This is a genomic window from Chitinophaga sp. LS1, assembly GCF_034274695.1.
Lineage (GTDB): Bacteria > Bacteroidota > Bacteroidia > Chitinophagales > Chitinophagaceae > Chitinophaga.
Map to the genome: position 1 here is coordinate 8,225,784 of NZ_CP128362.1, position 18,918 is coordinate 8,244,701.

General features: G+C 43.4%; 14 protein-coding genes. 7 read left to right on the forward strand and 7 right to left on the reverse strand.

The features are described from left to right. The first annotated feature begins 3 nt into the window (after nucleotides 1-3). The gene (locus QQL36_RS33665; RefSeq protein WP_321568278.1) at nucleotides 4-1,260 is read left to right on the forward strand and encodes a PP2C family serine/threonine-protein phosphatase; all 1,257 of its coding nucleotides are present in this window, start codon (nucleotides 4-6) and stop codon (nucleotides 1,258-1,260) included. Between the two features lie 42 nt (nucleotides 1,261-1,302). Next, nucleotides 1,303-2,790: a protein kinase domain-containing protein gene (locus QQL36_RS33670; RefSeq protein ID WP_321568279.1), complete on the forward strand. Its 1,488-nt coding sequence runs from the start codon at nucleotides 1,303-1,305 to the stop codon at nucleotides 2,788-2,790. Between the two features lie 46 nt (nucleotides 2,791-2,836). Here QQL36_RS33670 and QQL36_RS33675 read toward each other — a convergent pair whose 3' ends face one another. The 4 genes from QQL36_RS33675 to QQL36_RS33690 form a co-directional block, all read right to left on the reverse strand. Beyond that, nucleotides 2,837-5,254 carry a hypothetical protein gene (locus tag QQL36_RS33675; RefSeq protein WP_321568280.1) on the reverse strand — a complete coding sequence of 806 codons (2,418 nt, stop codon included), beginning with the start codon at nucleotides 5,252-5,254 and terminating at the stop codon, nucleotides 2,837-2,839. Further along, nucleotides 5,217-6,287, reverse strand: coding sequence for a hypothetical protein (locus QQL36_RS33680; RefSeq protein ID WP_321568281.1), 1,071 nt, complete (start codon nucleotides 6,285-6,287; stop codon nucleotides 5,217-5,219). Before QQL36_RS33680 ends, QQL36_RS33675 begins: the two co-directional genes overlap by 38 nt. Nucleotides 6,288-6,366: 79 nt before the next feature. After that, complete coding sequence (locus QQL36_RS33685; RefSeq protein ID WP_083721454.1) at nucleotides 6,367-6,642, reverse strand: hypothetical protein; 276 nt, start codon at nucleotides 6,640-6,642, stop codon at nucleotides 6,367-6,369. A 185-nt stretch (nucleotides 6,643-6,827) separates the two neighbouring features. Beyond that, nucleotides 6,828-7,376, reverse strand: coding sequence for a putative glycolipid-binding domain-containing protein (locus QQL36_RS33690; protein WP_083721455.1), 549 nt, complete (start codon nucleotides 7,374-7,376; stop codon nucleotides 6,828-6,830). Nucleotides 7,377-7,500: 124 nt separating this feature from the next. Between QQL36_RS33690 and QQL36_RS33695 the strand changes: the two genes are divergently transcribed. From QQL36_RS33695 to QQL36_RS33705, 3 genes are read left to right on the forward strand one after another with little or no spacing between them, the layout of a single operon-like run. Further along, nucleotides 7,501-9,852: a DUF2339 domain-containing protein gene (locus QQL36_RS33695; protein WP_321568282.1), complete on the forward strand. Its 2,352-nt coding sequence runs from the start codon at nucleotides 7,501-7,503 to the stop codon at nucleotides 9,850-9,852. Then, nucleotides 9,827-11,026: a hypothetical protein gene (locus QQL36_RS33700; protein ID WP_321568283.1), complete on the forward strand. Its 1,200-nt coding sequence runs from the start codon at nucleotides 9,827-9,829 to the stop codon at nucleotides 11,024-11,026. Before QQL36_RS33695 ends, QQL36_RS33700 begins: the two co-directional genes overlap by 26 nt. A gap of 53 nt (nucleotides 11,027-11,079) precedes the next feature. Then, the gene (locus QQL36_RS33705; protein ID WP_321568284.1) at nucleotides 11,080-12,351 is read left to right on the forward strand and encodes a DUF2130 domain-containing protein; all 1,272 of its coding nucleotides are present in this window, start codon (nucleotides 11,080-11,082) and stop codon (nucleotides 12,349-12,351) included. A gap of 753 nt (nucleotides 12,352-13,104) precedes the next feature. Here the strand turns inward: QQL36_RS33705 and QQL36_RS33710 are convergent. The 3 genes from QQL36_RS33710 to pyrF form a co-directional block, all read right to left on the reverse strand. Continuing rightward, nucleotides 13,105-14,067, reverse strand: coding sequence for an FAD:protein FMN transferase (locus tag QQL36_RS33710; protein ID WP_321568285.1), 963 nt, complete (start codon nucleotides 14,065-14,067; stop codon nucleotides 13,105-13,107). Further along, on the reverse strand, nucleotides 14,054-15,232 hold the full coding sequence (locus QQL36_RS33715; protein WP_321568286.1) for an acyl-CoA dehydrogenase family protein: 1,179 nt from the start codon (nucleotides 15,230-15,232) through the stop codon (nucleotides 14,054-14,056). Before QQL36_RS33715 ends, QQL36_RS33710 begins: the two co-directional genes overlap by 14 nt. Before the next feature lie 109 nt (nucleotides 15,233-15,341). Continuing rightward, the gene (gene pyrF, locus QQL36_RS33720; RefSeq protein ID WP_083721461.1) at nucleotides 15,342-16,163 is read right to left on the reverse strand and encodes an orotidine-5'-phosphate decarboxylase; all 822 of its coding nucleotides are present in this window, start codon (nucleotides 16,161-16,163) and stop codon (nucleotides 15,342-15,344) included. 463 nt (nucleotides 16,164-16,626) lie between these two features. On the opposite strand from pyrF, the gene QQL36_RS33725 reads away from it, so the two are divergent. Together QQL36_RS33725 and QQL36_RS33730 are read left to right on the forward strand one after the other, a co-directional pair. After that, nucleotides 16,627-17,484 carry a sugar phosphate isomerase/epimerase family protein gene (locus tag QQL36_RS33725; protein ID WP_321568287.1) on the forward strand — a complete coding sequence of 286 codons (858 nt, stop codon included), beginning with the start codon at nucleotides 16,627-16,629 and terminating at the stop codon, nucleotides 17,482-17,484. A gap of 13 nt (nucleotides 17,485-17,497) precedes the next feature. Beyond that, a complete protein-coding gene (locus QQL36_RS33730) occupies nucleotides 17,498-18,853 on the forward strand; it encodes a Gfo/Idh/MocA family oxidoreductase (RefSeq protein ID WP_321568288.1) in 1,356 nt (451 codons plus the stop codon). The last annotated feature ends 65 nt before the right edge of the window (nucleotides 18,854-18,918 follow it).

The window sequence follows — 18,918 nt, forward strand, 5'->3', positions numbered from 1 at the left end:
CTTATGGAACATACGATTAAAAACAGGATTAACGATATTATAGCAGCACATATCAGTATTCCAAATGGGAGTGTGAATAAACCGTATAAGGCAGAAGTGAGTTTTGAAAAATGGAATATGGCAGATATTGTCTATGCTGAATGGAAAGGATTGGAGGAGATTGGATTGGTGTATCACAAAGAGCAGGCAACAATAGCAGGTACGCCGACTGTAAGCGGGGATCATAAAATTCAGCTTCTATTTAGTCTGGAAGGGGCACCTGTAAATGTCAAGGTGTTTAACCTGATTATAAACCCCGATCCGAGGAGCTTATGGAAAGATATACCGGGTGATGTGAATGATCCTTACTGGAAAGAAGATAATGTGATGGCGGCTGCTCAATTAGGCGATAAGCAAATGGTCGTTTCATCCAAAAGAGGTAGATCGCATAAGAATGTCGGTACTTTCAGAGATGATGATTTTGCTTATTATTCTTCTGATAAAAAAGGTTGGTCTGTAGTCGCTGTAGCCGATGGCGCAGGGAGTAGCCTGTTTTCAAGAAAAGGAGCTCAGATTGCCTGTAATGCAACGATTAATTATTTCCAACAATTTTTTGAAGAAAGCAAAGAAAAAGAAATAGAGGAAACTGATCATTCAGCTATTGAATCGCTCACTGTTGTTGCGAAGAAACATATGTACCAGGCAGTGAAGTATGTATATGAACAAATAAAAGCAGAAGCGGAAAAACATTCAGAACTAAATCCCACCTTATTCAATAACAAGAACAAATCAATACTTGAATACTACCATACCACTTTAATCTTTGTAGTGTTTAAAAAGTTTGATTTTGGCTATTTGATCTTATCTTTTGGTATAGGCGATTGCCCTATCATTTTATTACAGGAAGATAAAGTGCAACTATTGAACCAGCTGGATGTAGGAGAATTTGGTGGAGGTACCAGATTTATTACCCAACCAGAAATATTCCATTCAAAAGAGATCCCCATGGGATCCAGGTTCAACGTCACTATAGCACCCGATTTCTCTTATTTATTCTTAATGACCGATGGCATCTACGATCCTAAATTTGAAGTAGAAGCCAACCTGCAAAACCTTGCTCTCTGGAAGAAATTCATGGAAGATTTAAATGGCGATAATGAAGAAAAAGTAATAGTGGATTTTAAACAACCTGCCATTGAAGTTGCTACTCAATTATCAACATGGATGGACTTTTGGAGCACCGGTAATCATGATGACCGAACATTGGCAATAATATATTAGGCTATGACTGTAAAAGTTGTGAATTCGATAATAAATCCCGGAATGACTTATCAATACATCGATAATGGCGAACCGTTAAGAGGTGGAATGAAAGATGTATATTTCAGTCCGGACAGATCGTATGTAGTCGCTATTTACAGAACGGATCCTGATTATAATTCCAAAGAACGGCTTAGAAAGATCGTTACCCAATACTTCGATAGTTTCTTTAATAAGGAAGGAGGTAGCTATTACAAAGAGCTATACAGTTGGCCGGTAGATGTAGTAGAAGTGGATAAAAAAACCGGCATCATCGTACCTTGTTATAATAGCAACTTCTTTTTCAAAAAAGGATATGCTAATAATGATCTCTTAAAAGGAAAGGAAAAAGAAGGTAAATGGTTTGCCAGTGCCCGATTCCGGTCTCCCAGGTCAAAAACAAAACTGGATGATTCAGAATTAGGTGATTGGTTAAGTTATTTTCAGGTAGGTGTCAATATCGCCAGAGGGGTGAAGCGGTTACATGCCGCAGGACTCGCACACTCTGACTTATCTTACAAAAATGTACTGATAGATCCCGTCAGTAAAACAGCGGCCATTATTGATATTGATGGGCTAGTGGTACCTAACCTCTACCCTCCTGATGTACTGGGTACAGCAGACTTTATCGCCCCTGAGGTAATGGCCACTAAAAACCTTGGCAAAAAAGATCCTGACAAAAAACTCCCGAATCGTTTAACTGATCTCCATGCATTAGCGGTATTGATCTACATGTACCTCTTTTACAGGCATCCTTTACGTGGTGGTAATTACTTTGGCCAGATTGAATCAGAGCAGGAAGAAGAGCTGTTGATGGGCGGGAAAGCCCTGTTTATTGAACACCCTACCGACAGCAGTAACCGGAACTTTACACGGGAGTATGGTGATAACATGGCGATCTACTACCCATGGACAGATCTGAATAAAACACCCTATACCATTGCAGGTCCTTACCTGAAAGAATTATTTGATCAGGCATTCATCAAAGGGCTTCATGATCCTGTACAGCGGCCTACTGCCGATGCATGGGAACAGGCTTTGATCAAGACGAATGACCTGAAGTTAAAATGTGCAAATCCTGCCTGCAATCAGAAATGGTTTATCTATAACAACACCAAACAAACCTATTGCCCTTTTTGCGGCACGCAATACAATGCAAGCATACCAGTACTGGACCTGTATTACCAGTTCAAACCTACTGTATGGAAACCTGATAATTTAAGGCTTGTCATTTACCATCATGCAACCTTACATTACTGGCATGTAAACAGGAACATCCTGAGAAATGAACGGTTGGGCAATAACCTGAAAGAAAGAGTGGGGTATTTTTCTTATCACAATGGCCAATGGCTGTTTGTGAATGAAAAACTGACAAGTGCAAGGGATATAACCAGAGGTGCGGATATTGAAATTGGGGCGCCGGTGGTATTGGAAGATGGGATAAAGTTGCTATTGTCGAAGGAGGAAGGAGGCCGGTTAGTCACCATCATCTTCGCAAATAAAACGGAGTAGCTTTGGCAGCTACTCCGTTTTTAATTTCCTGTAAATGACTCCCCCTCTACTTCACATCCGGACAATTCGTTACCGCCTCCGCATACACCTCCGTACCCCCATACTTTTTCTTCAACACATCCAGGTAAGTAGAATGATACGGCCCCTCCCTCTCATATTTATAAATCGTTCCTGACCAATTTTGTCTTTTTATCACATAGGCATTTCTATCTTTATCACACACACTCATCATCAACAACACTTTTGCACATAGCTCTTTCTGACTCCCTCCATACACCAATGCCTTCCGATACATATTCATCGCCGCCTCACACCTGTAATACGCAGCCTGATACCTTCTGTTCAAAGCACTATGCTCATACTCATCCCACCCTATATTATAATAGTACCCGGTATGCTCGCCCTTTCCATAATTCGCCAGCATCCAGCCACGACCACCGTAAGAAAGATTATACAATACATTGCCCATCTTATAATACAACGCCGCATTCTGCGGGAACTGTTTTAAACTATCGCTCAATGCCACAATATCACGCAGTATGCCCCGTTTATCTGCAAAAGGATACGCATCATTCTTCAGCGTCTCACCCGGTACCAGAAAATCTGCACTACCAATATATTTATCCGGCAGATAGCCACTATATGCATAATTGTCTCTCCAGAAATAAGCATCCATCTCCTCCGCTACGCCCAATGCCTCTTTGAATCGTTGCTGCCTTACGAGCAGAGAGAGTTTTACATCCTTGTAAAAATCATCCGGAGACCACACTCCTGGTGAAATGAATTTTTCGAAAGCAGTTTTATGTTTTGCATGCTTAAACTGTATCAGTCGATCAATATCCGCTGGTGTACCATACTGGTCGAAATAAGCAATTTTATGATAACTGATTTGCGTGGTATCATCCTCATAATTAGATCCATAATATCCATTTACCAAAATATTGGCCTTTTCGAATAAAAGCCCTGCTGTAATAGCATCCTTCTGCTTTTGATATTGCTGACTCATCATCAGCAACAACAAAGGCAGTGATCTATCCTCTGCATTCTCATCATAATTATTAGGGTCAGGAAAAGTAGCTCCCAATGCCATCAGTTCTTTCACCTGCTTACTGAGATCTGCCTTTACTGCACTACTACTGATATCAGCCGCATGCATGATCGCTATCAATTGTTCTGTGATCCACTGACGGCGGTAAAAACTATTTTTACGGGGATGAATATCATTCAGATAGTCTATCGCTTTTGCGTACTCACCATCCATATTATACAGGTGCGCAATCGCCAGCGCATACACCACATGGTTACTATCAGACTTTGACAAAATGCTTTCCAGGTAACTCCGCACTGTACGCATGTAAGCCTGATCTTTCAGCAGGTTCTTCTTTGCATAATAATCATAAGTGGTATCCGGCATATCGCTGTTATAAAATCGCTTTACATCATACTCATTCAACTTCACACTTGAATTAAAACCCAATACTGTCGGACTCATAATCCAGTCTTCCAGCTTATTCACCTCCCTTACCACCAGCATCGGCAAATATTGGTATTGAGGCGCCACCCGGTGGAGTGACTGGATAATAGAAAGCCCTCGCCCGGGTTGCTTCAGTCCCTTAATAAACCAGGCCACCGGTATTTTTGGATACTGCTGCAACAAGGTATCCAGATCCTTGCTGGCAAGCGTATTGTAGATATATGTCTTCTTCTCTTCACTCCTTTCAAAAGTTTCACAGAGCAATTTCGTACTCGTTACTTTATCCTGCTTACATAGCGCATAATATAACAATCCCCAATCTGCCACAATCGTTTTATGCCCTTTCAGATAAGTGTCGTATAAACCGGGTAGCGAATCCCAATTTCCCCCTCCGTAATAATTTAGTTTTACCAGCTGAAATGCATACCGCTCCTTCAGAAAAGGATTCGTTGTTTTGGCAAATGCCAACTTTCCCAGCCTGAGCAGCACCTTTGTTTGCTCCTGCCCTCCATTGTCATTGCCCGTTTGCCACGGATCGTATTCGCCAAACTGGTTAAACTCTACCTGTTTTGCAAAAGCCATATAATCCAGCATTGGCTTATTGGCTGGTTGTAGCAAAGCATGTAAAAAAGAATTGTCTTTTATATGATCCCATTTCGCATGCCGGTAGGCATACAAAAATTCATCGGGCTCCATGCCGTACTGTATATTGTAAATATCAGGAATGGTGCCGCCTACCTGTTGCTGCCACTCCCTGCAATTGCGCTGATAATCCTTTTTCTGCGGGTCGCTGTCCTTCAGCACACTCATGTGAATGTTATACCTGAGATCCGATAACCCGGGAGCGCGGGATAACTCCGGTTGAAAAAGCACAAAGCGGTAATCGTCACTGAAATAATCAGGACCACAACTCCATGTACGCATCCAGGGTAAAAACAACAGTAGCAGGATACTAATAATCTGCAAAAGTCTCTTGTATGATGTTTTCATATGCAGCAATTAAAGTGGGGTCCCAGTGATAAAATGTAACATGCCGGTATTCAGGAACTTTTTTCATAGCCAGGTCAATGGCGGATTTCAAGGTGGCGGAGTCAGGGTATTCACGGCGTACCCGGTCTCCTTCTCTATAAAAACGACCATCCAGCACAGTATCCCTGCTAATTATATTATTTGAATTGATCAAACCGGCACCTGCCAGTTCACTCCCGTCATGAATGATCCCTTTAAATTTGCCTCCCCTAAACCAGGCATACCAGCCAAAAACGGGGAAAGATACATCCAGCGGCAATGGGTAATGGGTGCCAGACAGGTAAGAGTTGAGCACTTTTTCATCAAAGACCGAATTGGCAGTCGCCATTTGGTCAATGCGGTCCATATTATAACACATCAGCATCCCCCTGTCGATGGGCGGAATTCCCATTTTACGGTAGTATTTATAAGGATACAGGCGAATGGTAGCCGATAGCTCCCTGTCCTTATTGAGAGCCTTAAAAGTCCTTAGAAAGTGAAAGTATTTATCCTTTGTAGACGGGGCCCAGTCGCAGTCAATCTGCACTTCTTTGTGCAGAGGGGCACGTTTGGCTTTGATTTTAGCCTTCTCCTCCTGCCAGTTCATCCCTTCTTTGTACTCCAAACCGGCGGCCCTCTCCTCGAACTGATCCGTCATGGCATTGACCTTGTCGGTAATTTTCCCGGCCAGCCATTCACAGCTATCGGCTGCCAGCTGTTCAAATGTGCGGTTGGTAATGAAGACCACCGGGCAATAGGACCCTTTGACCAGGAATGCATTATTTGAATAGTGATAACGGGAACCTTTGGGAATAGGCATGTCCAGCGATTCACTCCAATCCACATCGAAATAGTGGATATAGAAATGATCTACATGTAATTGACTGATGAGTGCAGTATCGACGCCAGAGAAAGACTGGTCATCAAATTTCCAGTAATAAAAAGCATGAGAATGCTGTTTGGGATGATGATGACAACCCAGCAAAAAAGGTAACAACAAAATGAGGTAACGCATGAACAGGAATTGCTCTCTAAAGGTAGAATTCCCTTCGATATCAATGGTGGGTATAATTCAAATTCACACAAAATGGTGACTACTTCATCCTGTTAAGGCCATTCATCACCCCGGCAATGTCCTTCATTACCCTCCTTGTCTTATCTGCATTCCCTTCCGACTCCGCAAAGGAGGTCTTCAGCACCAGCAGACTGTCCATTATGCTTGCGGAACAGTTGCCGTACTTACCGAGGATGGTAAATACCTCCTCCAACTGAGGAGCCGCATAGCTATGAATCTTGAATGTATATGGCGGATCAAGAAAGTATAATTTGATCTCCGCCATCCGCACAGTATCCGTATTATTCATTTTCATACTGCAAAGGTACAAATAAAAAAACTGGCAGGGAATGATCCTGCCAGTTTAGTACAATCCATATTGTATGCACAATATGTCTAATTGTGAAAAGATATCTTTACTGTTCAGTTTTTCATAATTATTTCAGTTGTGGAAGGTAAAAAACTCAGTTTGACAGACTAAATCATCGCATAGGCATTATCCTAATATATCTTTTGCCATACGCCAGGGTAATCAATTACATACCCTTCATCGTCTACAATCAACTCCGAAATATACCCGGAGTGCTCATTCTCATACTTGTAAATCCTACTCCCCTTGTTCAGATAGCGCTGTTTCACCCTTTTCACATCTCCATTTTTAATATCTACCCATACAACGCTGATGTTCTGCCCCTCTCCTTTTGTGAGCTGCAGCCTGTTGATAGGCAATGAATTGGTAAAAGGCGTGAAAGAGATATCTACATCTACACAACCATCAAAGGCTTCCAGGTGCTCTCCTTTTTCATTCAACCACTGTTGTAAATCATTCTTATACAACTCAATGGTATAGTTCTGCTCAGACATTACTTCGATGAATACTGTCTGTGCTTCCCAACGTGGATTGAGTGTGAGCGTATATCTCACCAGCCATGGCTTTCCGAAGCCCTCGCCGGTGATATATCCCTTGACGGTAGTCATTTCTTCCTTTTCAATACTGACAAATTCAGTCGTATTGATCGTACTGTTTTTCCAAACTATTATCTTTTGCATCTCTTAATGTAGGCATTTTAATTCTTGAATTCAAATAGCTACGCAAAAAATTAACTCCAATATAATTGCAGGAGAATAGATTATATTTGAACGCAATATATTTCCTATACATATTTATTACTGTATGTTCGAAACTATCATTTGTTTACTCCTGATTATTATCCTGATCATTATCATCAAATTGAAGAGTGACTTACTCGATCAGCTGAGTTCCCTGCATCGCAGGCTGGATAACCTCACACTGCCACAGGGAGAAAGGGACATTACACCACCACCTGCCTACTCGCCGCCGCCGGTTTATACACCGCCACCGGCTTATACACCGCCGCCGCCACCTAAACCGGAACCACCAACACCGCCGCCTGCCAGAGAACCGGCTCCTGTTCCCGTTAAAGAAACGTATATTCCATACCCACCGATGAGCGTAGTGGAAACACCACCGGAGCCTACTCCTACCTTCTGGGAAAAATACCCTGATCTGGAGAAATTCATCGGTGAAAACCTCTTTAACAAAATTGGTATTGGTGTGTTAGTGATCGGTATTGGTTTCTTCCTGAAATACGCGATCGACCAAAACTGGATCAACGAAACCGGCCGTACTTTCATTGGCATTCTATGTGGCGGCATCCTGCTGGGTATCGCACACCGTATGCGCAAAACCTTTGCTGCATTCAGTTCTGTACTGGTAGGCGGAGGGATCGCTGTATTGTATTTCTCTATCACAATTGCGTTTCAGCAATATCATCTCATTAGTCAGACGCTGGCTTTCATCATGATGATATTGATCACTGCATTCGCCGTTTTTCTATCTATCAGTTACAATCGTGTGGAACTGGCCGTATTAGCAATCTTAGGCGGCTTCACCGCGCCTTTCCTCGTAAGTACAGGCAATGGTAATGCAGGTGTATTATTTACTTATATCCTCATTCTGAATACAGGTATGCTGGTGCTGGCTTACTTTAAAAAGTGGCACCTTGTCAATGTCATTTCGTACATCGCGACGGTGTTGTTATTTGGCACCTGGCTCTCTTATAGCATCGGTACTGAAACGCCGGCCAAACCTGTACCTTATATCACGGCACTGGTATTCGCAACCTTGTTCTATATCGTGTTCTTCCTCATGAATGTGGTGAACAATATTCGTTTGCACAGACCATTCAGGGAACCTGAAATCATCCTGCTGCTGAGTAATACATTCCTGTATTATGCCGCAGGTATGGTGATCCTCGCACATATTCACGGTGGCATGTTCCAGGGATTATTCACGGCGATGATCGCTGTATTCAATTTTGTCTTTGCATATGTATTGCATAGAAATAAATACGCAGACCGGCTGTTGATCTACTTCCTCATAGGATTAGTACTTTCTTTCCTGAGTCTTGCTGCGCCTATTCAATTGAAAGGACATTACATCACCTTGTTCTGGGCGGCAGAAAGTGTATTGCTGTTGTACCTCTACCAGCGATCTGCACTCAAACTGATGAAGATTGCATCGCTCATTGTAATGGTACTCACCGCTGGTAGCCTGATCATGGACTGGTTCAATCTATATGGTTATCACATGGTGCTAATGACACCTGTGCTCAACAGGGGCTTTATTACTAATGCAGCTGTTGTAGCCGCATTATTTATCTACAGGAAATTGCTGGCAAAGGAAAAAGATGAAAGCTTCTTCCCAATACTGCCATTGCCGCACATGCAGCTGCTGTTGAACATCGCTTTTGTTGTGCTCATCTATGCGACCATACAAATGGAAGTGTTCTTCCAGTTCCACTTACGCATACCACCTATAGCCGGTATGATGGCACATCTGGTCAACTATATTGCACTGGCCGTATTGCTGTACATTACCAGCAAAGGACATGCGATGTTCAGGTATCTGATCCTCCTATTCACCCTGATATCACTGATCGTGTTTGTGATTGATAATGACACAGCTGTGATGTTCCGGAATGCATGGCTGGCAGGCGCCGGAACGGGTAGTTATTTCGGCACGTATTTCATCATTCCTCCTGTAGTGATAGTGATGCTATTCATGGTCTGGAAATTTATCAAACCTTTGTTCAAAGACAACCAGGTATTCCTGCTACAGATCCTGAATACATTGGTTGTGCTATACATCCTCAGTGCATTGCTGGATCACGTGGTTGTGCTGATCGCTATGCATCCCCGGGCGGATATTGACAGCATTGTGCATAGTAATCAGAAAACCGGGTACAGTATTCTATGGGGCATCTATGCCTTTGTACTGATGTTCCTTGGTTTAAAATGGGCGGACAAAAATGTGCGCATTATCGCGATCGCACTCTTTGGTATCACCATTTGTAAATTATTCCTGGTAGATATCAGTACCCTCTCAGAAGGTGGAAAGATCGCCGCATTTATATCACTGGGCGTATTATTACTGATTATTTCCTTCATGTATCAACGATTGAAAAAAATCATTCTGGATGACAAACAAGAACAAAAAGCTTAATTTTTTATTGATCATATTCCTCCTTTGCAGTGCTTCACTGACTGCACAGGAGATAGCTGCGAAGGAGTTTTCGTGGCAGGCTGTCATTACCAATGTGCCGCGAAATGGATTTTATAATATCCTGCTCGGACCTGGCCTCATCAGCGGAAGCCAGGCACCGGGTTATACAGACTTTCGTATCTATCAGGATAAAAAAACAGAAGTACCCTACCTGCTGAAGAAAGAGGCCATGCACTATGACATTGCCAGTATCAAATCATTTGCTGTCATAGAAAATAAACAGGTAACTAATGGTACCTCTTCCTTCATTTTCAGTAATGCAACCAGCCAGCCAATCAATTATGTAACACTCATGGTCAAAAACTCATGGGTTTCAAAATCTATGAATGTCACCGGCAGCAATGATCTAAAACAATGGTATGGACTGGTACCGGATTTTTTCTTTGATCCGACCAAACCTCAGATCAATCTGCCAAACACGGATTATAAATATATCCGTCTGCTCATCAATGATTCCAGCAGTGCACCCCTGAATATTACAGGTGCAGGACAGTATTATAATGAGCAAAAGTCTACAAGCCCTTTACCGGTTCCTTCTTCCGGGATAAATATCCGCCATGCAAACAAAACGACTATCATCAAACTTGCATTTCCCAAAAAGTATGTGATCGACAACCTCTCTTTCAACATCACAGCGCCTACCCTATACAAGCGGCAGGCATGGGTAGATGGGGAATCTTTCACACTTACTTCCGGCCAATCGAATGAAGTGGTATTGGCGCACGAGGTCAAAACAGATACCCTTGAAATACGCATTGACAACCAGGATAACCCTCCTTTAAAAATTGAGGATGTAAATGCCTGGCAACTACCACGATACATGGCGGCTTACCTGGAACAGGGAAAATCTTATCTGATATTAACAGGCAATGCTAATCTAACCGCTCCCGAATACGATCTCACCTATTTTGCAGATAGTTTGAATAAGGAGCTGCCTCTGATCAGTATACCTAATGAGCAGATGAAAAATATCAATAATCCAAAACCTACCCCAGCAAAAGGGTTCACCCTTTTTACCAGTCAGGTGTGGATCTGGATTGCCATCGTCGGTATTATCGCCCTATTAGGTTTCATGGCTTTGCGTATGTTAAAAGAAATGCAGGAAAAAAAGTAATACGCAAATCCAGTGCGTAGCGCTCCATGTACTTTTATCGTAACTTCGAAGTCATGGGAACACAAATCACCTGTCCTAACTGCAGGCACCAGTTTGTCATGGAGGATGCATTTGCAGCAGATATTGAAAAAGAGATGCGCGGTAAAATGGAAACTGAATGGCGCAAACGTGTGGATGCATTACAAAATGAGAAAAATCAACTGGCTCAAATCCGCCAGCAGGTAGAACAACAAAAGCAATCACAACAGGAGGAGCTCACTAAGTTACTCGAAACTGAAAAGAGTAAACTACAAGCGACCCTGTCTGAGAATATCCGTAAGAGCATATCCGAAACTTACGAAAACCAGTTACAGCTCCTGCAACAGGCCAATACCGAACAGGAAGAAAAACTGAAGGAGGCCAGACGCCAGGAACTGGACTTCCTGCGTAAGGAACAGGACCTGATGGCCAAGGAGCAGGAAATCGAAATCTCTATACAGAAAAAACTGCTGGAAGAGCGTAACCTGCTCACTGAAAAGATCCGCAGGGAAGAAGCTGACCGCAACCAGCTGAAAGACCACGAGTACCAGTTAAAACTGGCTGAAATGGCCAAACAACTGGAAGACCAGCGCAAGCTGGCCGAAGAAATGCGGCGTAAAGCAGAACAGGGTTCTACACAGTTACAAGGTGAAATACAGGAACTGGTGCTGGAAGAACTGTTGAAAGGCGCCTTCCCCTTCGACGAAATCGCTGAAGTGGGCAAAGGCGTAAGAGGCGCCGACTGTATTCAAATGATCCGAAACCAGTTCGGACAGGAATGTGGAAAGATTATTTACGAAAGCAAACGCACCAAAGACTTTGCAAGAGACTGGCTGGAAAAGCTGAAAGCAGATATGCGCAGCCAGGGAGCAGACATCGCTATCCTCGTGACCCAGGCCATGCCGAAAGACATGGAACGGTTTGGTGAAAAAGAAGGCGTATGGATCTGCACCTTTAACGAAGTTAGGGCACTGGCACATGTACTCAGAGAAGGTATTATCAAAGTAGCCGGTGCACTCAAAACACAGGAAAACAGGGGCGATAAGGTACACATGCTATATGGCTACCTGACCAGTGGCGAATTTGCCGAACAATGGAAAGCGATCCGCGAAGGATTTATGGCCATGAAGATCTCTATCCAGAAGGAAAAGGATGCCATGGAAAAGATCTGGAAGGCAAGAGAAAAGCAACTGGAAAAGGTATTACTCAACGCTGCACATATCAAAGGCTCTATCGAAGGTATTGCAGGAACGGATTCAGTAGATCTGAAACTCCTGGAAGATGCCGCCGATGCAATGCTGGATTAACAAAAAAGCGCTTTTACCACCCCGGTAAAAGCGCTTTTTTCTATTCAAATGGTAATTATTCCACAGCTAATATTAAAAATTGTTGCCTCCGTGCTACATTCCTATTCTCACTCATCTACTCACAATTTTTTTCTTTAGAACCGCAAATATTTAGCAATTCCTACCCTATCAATTTATGATAACCATAAGAAAATCAATTACTTAATCTTAAGGATACATGCTCCCCCCTGCTAACCATACATAAGATTCTGCTTTCAAATACGTTATATGTAAAGTGATAAGCCTGTTTGGCATATTTCATGTTGTAACAATTGTAGACATTAATAGAGGGATATAGACAATTTAAAGGTGTAGATATTAATAGAGGGATACAGACAATTTAGAGGGATATAGACAATTTAACTTTCGTAGAAATTCTGATTGTGTAAAAAGGAATTATTTCATTATATTATTTTCTGAACTGGGAATTTTTTTGGACCTTGGTGACTGATTATTATTGAATTAGTGAAACCGTCCTATATTATTATTTCGTAAGTAAAAATACGTTTGCCTGCTGACTAATTTTGTGAGTTCTTCTTGCCGGCGTTCTTTATTTGAAAAATCACCCATTCAGACGAAAAATGAACTTATTCTTATTACGATTGTAATAAGAAGAGAGGTATATGTGTGGGTGATAGGGAAAAATGGATTTTCGCATATTCTATAAAAAACCAAAGTATGAGAGGGCTGCTATTTTTAGCAGCCCTACATTATTTAGGGGAACCCCGCAGAGAAGCTCTCCTGTATATTACCTTCAGCATCTTTATAAATAAAACCCGCTTCCAGCTGCAATTCCGGATGTAGCCGTATAAAAGCGAAAGCTTTTTCTACACCCATTAAAATAAGAGCATTGTCAAAACCATCGGCAGTGATGGCATCTGTTGCCAGCACTGTGACACTGATAATATTATTGTGAATGGCCTGTCCATTTCGGGGATCGATGGTGTGAGCAAACCGTTTACCCCCTGAGTCAAAAAAACGACGGTAATTACCGCTTGTGGTGACTGCCCGGTTTTGTAACGGAATGACCCGCTGGTTTTCACCTTCTATACCGACCGTCCAATATTGCTGATGACTGTTTTTCCCTTTTGCACACAGTTCTCCGCCTACATCTACGAGGTAGTTATGAATGCCTTTGCTATCAAGGAAACGGCCTATTACATCGGTAGTGTAACCCTGGGCAATACCATTGCAATCGAGTGTTATACCAGCTTTGGTGCGGGAAAGTTCGGAACCTGTTATTTTCAGATATTGATATCCTACGTGAGATAAGATAGATCTTAAAGTATCGGGAGATGGAATTTTTCTTTCTGCCGGAGCATGCACACCAAATCCCCATACATCGACCAATGGTTTGACCGTGATGTCAAATGCACCTTTGGTGATCTTACTGATCAAAAGTGCTTTTTTGATGACGGCCTGCATGTGGGTATCCATTTGCACACGCCCCTTTTCATTGAATTGATTGATCAGGGAATGGGGTTTGTACAAAGACAGGGATTGGTCAATATCCGCGAAAATAGCATCGATCTCCCCCTGCAGTGATGTCGTATCTGCTGAGATGTATTTAATGACATAGTAAGTACCCTGTGCTTTTCCTTCCAATACTGTTTGGGAATGCGCCGTCAAAGGAAGTAATAATAACAATAATAATAGCCGCATATCAATGAAAAGCATCCAGTCCGGTGATGTCCATACCTGTAATGAGTAAGTGAATTTCGTGGGTGCCTTCGTAAGTGATCACGCTTTCGAGGTTCATCATGTGACGCATGACAGGGAACTCGCCTGTGATGCCCATACCACCCAGTATCTGCCTTGCATCGCGGGCTATCTGAGTAGCGATGGCGCAGGAGTTGCGCTTAGCCATAGAAATTTGAGCAGGGGTAGCTTTGCCTTCATTTTTTAGTACCCCTAAGCGCCAGTTCATAAGCTGAGCTTTGGTGATTTCAGTGATCATTTCGGCCAGCTTTTTCTGCGTAAGCTGAAAGCCACCGATAGGACGGCCGAATTGCTCCCTTTCTTTGGCATATCGCAGGGCGGTGTCGTAGCAATCCATGGCAGCACCGATTACACCCCAGGCTATACCGTAACGGGCCGAAGACAGACAGCTTAACGGGCCTTTTAGCCCTTGGGCCAATGGGAGTATATTTTCTTTAGGGACCCTGACATTATCAAAAACAAGTTCACCTGTAGCACTGGCACGCAGGCTCCATTTCCCTTTGGTTTCAGGGGTGGTGAATCCGGGCATACCTCTTTCTACAATGATACCTCTTATTATACCTGCTTCATCTTTTGCCCATACTACAGCAATCTGTGCAAAGGGAGCGTTGGATATCCACATTTTTGCACCATTCAGGATCACATGATCGCCGTCTTCTTTGAAGTGGGTGACCATGCCGGAGGGATTAGAGCCAAAGTCTGGTTCTGTAAGACCAAAGCACCCCATCCATTCACCAGAGGCAAGTTTGGGGAGGTATTTTTTCTTCTGTTCCTCACTGCCGAAAGTAAAGATGGGATACATAACAAGGGAGCCTTGTACAGAGGCAGTAGAGCGTACCCCGCTGTCGCCTCTTTCCAGTTCCTGCATCATGAGCCCATAGGCAATGTAGTCCATACCGCCGCCACCATATTCCGTTGGGATAGTGGGACCCAAACAACCGAGTTCGCCCAGTCCCGGGATGATCTGGGAGGGGAAAGTGGCGGTTTGACAGGCTTCTTCTATAATGGGAGACACGTCTTTCTTTACCCATTGCCTGACAGCATCGCGCACCATGATATGTTCGGAGGAGAGAAGGTCATCTATCCGGAAGTAGTCGGGGGATTGAAACAAGTCTTTCAGCATGTGGAACAGGTTAGATAAGGAATCAATTTAAAGAAAAGGGGCGAATAAAAAAACACCGCGCGGAGGCGGTGTTTTTTATTATCGGTTTTAATTGAATAATTAGCAAGGATTATCTTGTGGCTGGCGCAACGTCTAAATATTCCGCCATTTCCAGTTGCAAAGCCTGCGCGGCAATTCTTGCATCCTGGGCAAAATCTTCTCCGTTTCCGGCATATATGATAGAGCGGCTGGCATTCACCAGTAATCCACAATCTTTATTCATCGCTACGGCTGAGATCTCCTGCAAATTTCCGCCCTGCGCACCTACTCCCGGCACCAGGAAGAAATGATCAGGTACCAGCTGACGAATATAGGCCAGTTGGGAGCTCTGGGTGGCACCAATCACGAACATCATATTGTCCGGCGTACCCCAGCTCATTCCTGCTTTCAGCACTTTTTCATACAGCAGCTCATCTCCACTCTGTGTGAGCTGAAAATCTTTGCTGCCTTCATTAGAAGTCAGGCCCAGCATAATGGTCCATTTCTCATTGAAAGAGAGGAAAGGCTGCACACTGTCGCGACCCATATAAGGGGCTACCGTAACGGCATCAAAGTTATATGTTTCAAAGAATGTTTTGGCATACTGTGTAGAGGTATTTCCTATATCTCCACGTTTAGCATCGGCGATGGTAAAATGAGTGGTCGGGATATACTCTACTGTGCGTTGCAGTGTTTCCCATCCACGGATACCCATACATTCGTAAAAGGCTGTATTGATCTTGTAAGACACGCAAAGATCCTTAGTGGCATCGATAATTGCCTTGTTAAAAGCAAATACCGGGTCTGCATGTGAAAGCAAATGACGGGGAATCTTTGTAATGTCTGTGTCTAAGCCAACACAGAGATAAGATTGCCTCTCCTTGATCAGATTCACCAGTTCGTGTCGGTTCATATAAATACTTATTTGGGGCGCAAAGGTAAGTAAAACTTATTCAATGCGGGCGTAATGAGTGATATTATACTATTTTATTATGACTGCATGGCAGTATACTTCCCTATCGATGATGTTAAAGTTCTGGTAAATTTTTTAAAAAATGGAAAAAACCTTTTGAAAAGATATCGGGAGGTGGATTAATTCTCAGGTACGGCTTCGATCGTTGTTCGATCGTTGTTCGATGCTTGTTCGACGCTTGTTCGATGCTTGTTCGACGCTTGTTCGATGCAACTTCATCACTTCTTCGTCACTAAAAGGGCACCTCAATATCCCCTGGATAATGAAGTACCCTTTTAGTGACCTTTTGGTATCGAAGTAACACTGAAGCTATACCGAAGAGCCACCGACCGCTTATCAAGAAGATTTTTGATTTTTTAAATAATGTTCCTACCTTTTCCTTCCACGCTTTATGGAAAGAAATATGAAAAACTCCCCTATCTGGCTCGTATGCCTTTTTTTATTCACTTGTTTGCAATCGAATGCACAAACCCGGTTGCCCACATTAGGTGTTACTACCACTTATAGAAATGACTCCATTTTACACGCCGCCGGATTTGATTATATTGAGGGCAGTGTAGGCAAACTCCTTTCTCCCGACATCCCGGAAGACACCTTCCAGGTATTTCTCAGAGACAAGCAAAAAATGCACTGTCAATTCAATACCTGCAATGGCTTTATTCCTGCCGAAATACCCATCGTAGGACCCAAAGCCGATGAACAAAAGATCCTGACTTATGTAGATAAAGTGATGCAACGGGCCAAAAAAGCAGGAGTATCTACCATCGTACTCGGTAGCGGCAATGCCCGCAAACTGCCCGAAGGCTGGACACCCGAAAAGGAAAACCCTCACTTCGTACGCATCTGCCGGAAAATAGCCGAAACAGCGGCTAAATACAATGTGGTCATTGCCATCGAAAACCTGAACAGTACCGAAACGAATTATATTAATACACTGGCGGAAGCGAATGCCATCGTGATCGCTGTGAACCATCCGAATTTTAAACTCACGGCAGACATTTACCACATGCTGAAGGAAAATGAGCCTGCTGTGAACATCGAAAAAGCGAAAAAGAACCTGGTCCATTGTCACATTGCTGAGAGAGAAAAACGGACCGCACCTGGTGTAGCCGGTGATGAAGTGAGACCTTATATTGCAGCATTGGCAAACATCCGTTTCCAGGGTGGTATTTCCGTCGAAAGCCGCTGGGATCCTATGGATGTACAAGCTGCACCAGCACACAAATATTTACATCAACTCATCCTTGAACTGTATCATTAAAAATTAAATTCCAATGAAATCACGTCGTGAATTCCTGAAACAATCCCTGCTGGCCGGTGCAGGTGTTTCTATTACCGCTATGGGCATGCCAGCCAGTAGTTATGCCCGCATCATGGGGGCCAATGACAGGGTAAATATAGGATTAGTCGGATTTTCCGATCGTGCACGCCAGACACTCCTGCCCTGCTTCTTCAATAACAACAAGGAACTGAATTTTGATATTATCGCCGTATCAGACATCTGGAAACGGCGCAGAGAAGAAGGTCAGGCCTTTATCTCCAAAAAAGCAGGTCATGATATACAGGCATGTGTCAACAATGATGAGCTGTACAAGATCAAAGATCTGGATGCGGTGATCATTGCTACGGCCGACTTCCAGCACGCTTACCACACTATCGAAGCGGTAGGTCAGCGGAAAGATGTGTACTGCGAAAAACCATTTGCAGAAACGATGGACGATGCCCGCAAAGCACTGAAAGCAGTAAAAGACTCCGGCAAAATTTTCCAGGTAGGTACACAGCGTCGTAGCGGGGATAGTTATCACGCAGCAAACCACTTTATCCAGGAAGGTAAATTCGGCCCCATTACCATGGTTGAAATGACCTGGAATGTGAACCAGCCAGGTCGCTGGCGCCGCCCTGAATTAGTAAAGGAAATCAGGGAACAGGATACTGACTGGACCCGTTTCCTGGCAGGCCGTCCGAAAGATAGCTGGGATCCAAGGAAATACCTCGAATATCGCCTGTTCTGGCCTTATTCTTCCGGTATCTTTGGTCAGTGGATGACTCACCAGATCGATACGGTGCATTGGTTTACAAATCTCAAACATCCACGTAGCGCAGTAGCAAATGGTGGTATTTATATGTGGAAAGATGGTCGTAAAAATGCAGATACGATCACGGCTGTTTTTGAATACGGACCAGACAATGATCCAACCTCCGGTTTCCAGGTACAATATAGCTCCCGCTTCTCCAACTCTGCTGGTGGTGTAAAGGAAATGTACTACTCTAATGGCGGTACTATCGATATCGATAAGAACAGGATCTCACCAACCGGTGGTTTGACTGAACATGAAGCAAAGGAAATGGGATTGCATGCGAACCTGCTGCCTGAAATGACATTGAGCAGTAGCGGTAGTGGCGTAGCTACATCTGCTGATATGGGTGGCGATCCACTAACGAATGCACACGTACGTAACTGGATGGAAAGTGTAAGAAAGAGACAGCAGGGAAATGCACCGATCGAAGCGGCTTATTCACATTCTATTGCGCTGATTATGGCAAATGCAGCGTATAGGACCGGGTTGAAGGCTACTTTTGATGAGAACAAACAAGATGTAATAGTAGGTGGCAAGCCTTTTATTATATAATCATGCGAATAATCCGCAAAAAAAGAGGGTGTATCTGAAATTAGATACACCCTCTTTTTTTGCGG